The sequence below is a fragment of the Variovorax sp. CAN15 genome (assembly GCF_030462475.1).
GTDB lineage: Bacteria > Pseudomonadota > Gammaproteobacteria > Burkholderiales > Burkholderiaceae_C > Variovorax.
Window position 1 is genome coordinate 1 of the sequence record NZ_JASMRZ010000164.1, and the last position, 3,092, is coordinate 3,092.

3 protein-coding genes are annotated in these 3,092 nt (G+C 59.0%); all 3 read left to right on the top strand.

Going from position 1 to position 3,092, the window contains the following annotated elements:
* The first annotated feature begins 515 nt into the window (after nucleotides 1–515).
* Complete coding sequence (locus QMO14_RS32985; RefSeq protein WP_301512333.1) at nucleotides 516–1,361, top strand: hypothetical protein; 846 nt, start codon at nucleotides 516–518, stop codon at nucleotides 1,359–1,361.
* Between the two features lie 262 nt (nucleotides 1,362–1,623).
* Complete coding sequence (locus QMO14_RS32990; RefSeq protein ID WP_301512335.1) at nucleotides 1,624–2,247, top strand: recombinase family protein; 624 nt, start codon at nucleotides 1,624–1,626, stop codon at nucleotides 2,245–2,247.
* Between the two features lie 631 nt (nucleotides 2,248–2,878).
* On the top strand, nucleotides 2,879–3,092 hold a 214-nt coding region (locus QMO14_RS32995; RefSeq protein ID WP_301512334.1), incomplete at its 3' end, for a hypothetical protein.

Here is a 3,092-nt window from a genome sequence, read left to right on the forward strand (position 1 = left end):
CACAGTCAGGCCGCGTGGCTTGGTCGTCGCCCTCCCCTCCCCTTCTTCGCGCATGCCAAGCAGTTCAGCTTTGGTTTGTTCACTGTTGCTCATTGATGGGTGATGCACTATGATTAGGTGAATCACCCAGAGGGCTTATATGCCGACTAGCAAACCGAGGTTCTCGATCACTCTCGACCATGACGACCTGGCGGTCTTAGACCGTTTCGCGGCCGCGTCCAACACGCCTCGGGCCACGGTCATTGCCCAAATGGTCCATACCACTGTTCCCGAGCTGGAGCGGGCTGCGAGATTGATGGAGGCTGCCAACAACGCTACACCGCAGATGCTTCGCAAGGTCAATGCTGATCTAGCTGCTGCTACCGATGCTGTTATGGGGGCGTTGATGCCGTCTGAGGAGGCCTACCGCCTGCTTATCCGGTCTGTCTCTCATCGGGTCACGTGGAGGCCTGCAACGCCTCCAGGCGTCGTCGTGGCCGTCCGGACCCCCACCTACTAACAGGGGGGTCAAAATCGTGAAAACGCCGTCTGGTGAACCTCTTGAGCCGGTTTTTGACTGGTATCAGTTTTCGACTCCAGCCAATATCAAGGACGTTCGCGAGGTGCTCGGTCCTATGACGGTCGACCAGCCTCTCCATGACGAAAAGCCCAAGCTCAAGGGCTATGCCTGGGCCATGAAGCTCGGAGGCGTTGGCGGCTCCGTCTTGATTCACTACGGCGGCAAGAACGGTGATGACCACGGGCCCAATGTTGCTGGCACCGGGCCGCTTGCGCCTCGGGTCGCTGAACTCTTTAGGGGCGCTTCAGTGCCTCATGGCGTCGGGCGGGCTGACGTTCGGCTTGATTTCCTCGCCGACTTCGAGCGTTGCAGGTTGATGTTCATTGATCGTTGTGACCAGGCCGGTATGGCTGCGACCGATCACGGCTCTTGTCCTGAGTCGTCGCGTCAGCTTGGCCGCACTGTGTACGGCGGCGCTCGTACATCGTTTTATCAGCCCACGCTCTATCAAAAAGGTCTGCAGCTGGGCGACGGTCATCCTGTCGATTACCTCAGGTTGGAGCATCGGTTTTCGCCGACTAAGTCCAACGAGAAGCACGACCTGGCCAGGCTTACTCCCGATCAGATGATTGGCCTTCGCCCGGTCGCGCGCGATCTCACGCTCAGCATTACTCAGCTGGCCGTTGCTGCGTACAAGCTGACGCGTCATTCGAAGGAACGCACACCCTATTTTTGGATGCTCAAGCAGTACGGTGCGTGTCTTCGAGAGATGCAAGACGACCACGGTTCATGGGCTGCTGTTGGTCAGCAGATCGGTCTTGATCTCGAGGAAATGATGGAGGAAGAAGTGCGCCAGTCGTAGCGCAAAAAGTCGCGGCCACGAGCTGGTGAGACAGCCCGTGACCGCTAACCAATGTCAACTGTCTAGGAGTCAACATGGCTAAGCGTGAGTGTATTTCCGCCTGTGTCGAGGTGGAGCAATCGGTTGCTACTGTCGTAGCTTTTCTTGATTCGGTCTCAGAGGTCTCGGCTGATTCGCCGCCCGCCTGGTTGGCCGTGATGTACGTGCTTCTCGCCTCTGTGCAGAGGGAGCTTGCTGTTCTTTCCGATGAGGTTCGGGCGTGATGTATGGGTACGCGCGTGTATCCACTGATGCGCAGGACACCGCCCTTCAGATCGACGCGCTCAAGGCCGCGGGCGTGGTTCAAGTCCATCAAGAAAAGACCAGTGGAGTTGGTCCCAGACCTGTGCTTCACGAGCTGCTTACGACACTGCAACGGGGCGACATGTTGGTCGTCTACAAGCTCGATCGACTCGCTCGAAGTCTCAAGGACCTTCTACAGCTGCTCGACCGTCTGAAGGTGCTCGGCGTTGGCATACGTTCGCTCACCGAGCCAATCGACACGTCCAGCGCAATGGGCGAGTTCGTGCTGCAGATCCTCGGTGCTGTAGCCCAACTTGAGCGAGCCATCATCAATGAGCGGTGTAAGGCTGGTCGGGTGGCTGCAAGGGCGCGTGGTGTTACCTGGGGAGGTAGTGAGCCGAGGCTCAGTGTTGAGCGTGCTGCCGAGCTGTGTGAGCTGCGTGCCGGTGGCATGAAGATTGCCGCTCTGTCGGAGAAATTCGGCTTGGGTAAATCGGCAGTTCATCGGTATCTCAGTGAGGGAAAAACCAGGCCTTTGATGCGTCGTCGTGCGGGGCAGGATATGCAAGGTGCAAGCACCTCGCGCGGCGGTCGTCACAAGTGACGGGGGTATGGGGGGTATGCCCCCCATGCTGTGCTGCCGCGCAGGTTCTCCAGGTCCAGTCAGGCCGCGTGGCTTGGTCGTCGCCCTCCCCTCCCCTTCTTCGCGCATGCCAAGCAGTTCAGCTTTGGTTTGTTCACTGTTGCTCATTGATGGGTGATGCACTATGATTTAGGTGAATCACCCAGAGGGCTTATATGCCGACTAGCAAACCGAGGTTCTCGATCACTCTCGACCATGACGACCTGGCGGTCTTAGACCGTTTCGCGGCCGCGTCCAACACGCCTCGGGCCACGGTCATTGCCCAAATGGTCCATACCACTGTTCCCGAGCTGGAGCGGGCTGCGAGATTGATGGAGGCTGCCAACAACGCTACACCGCAGATGCTTCGCAAGGTCAATGCTGATCTAGCTGCTGCTACCGATGCTGTTATGGGGGCGTTGATGCCGTCTGAGGAGGCCTACCGCCTGCTTATCCGGTCTGTCTCTCATCGGGTCACGTGGAGGCCTGCAACGCCTCCAGGGGGGAGCCTGGAGGGGGCCGCTGGTGACGGGCCTGCCCCGGCGCCTGCGGCCCCCTCCAGGCGTCGTCGTGGCCGTCCGGACCCCCACCTACTAACAGGGGGGTCAAAATCGTGAAAACGCCGTCTGGTGAACCTCTTGAGCCGGTTTTTGACTGGTATCAGTTTTCGACTCCAGCCAATATCAAGGACGTTCGCGAGGTGCTCGGTCCTATGACGGTCGACCAGCCTCTCCATGACGAAAAGCCCAAGCTCAAGGGCTATGCCTGGGCCATGAAGCTCGGAGGCGTTGGCGGCTCCGTCTTGATTCACTACGGCGGCAAGAACG

What these genes read in the sequence shown, in the direction of transcription:
- QMO14_RS32990 (WP_301512335.1), top strand. Translation starts at nt 1,624, where the DNA reads ATGTATGGGTACGCGCGTGTATCCACTGATGCGCAGGACACCGCCCTT.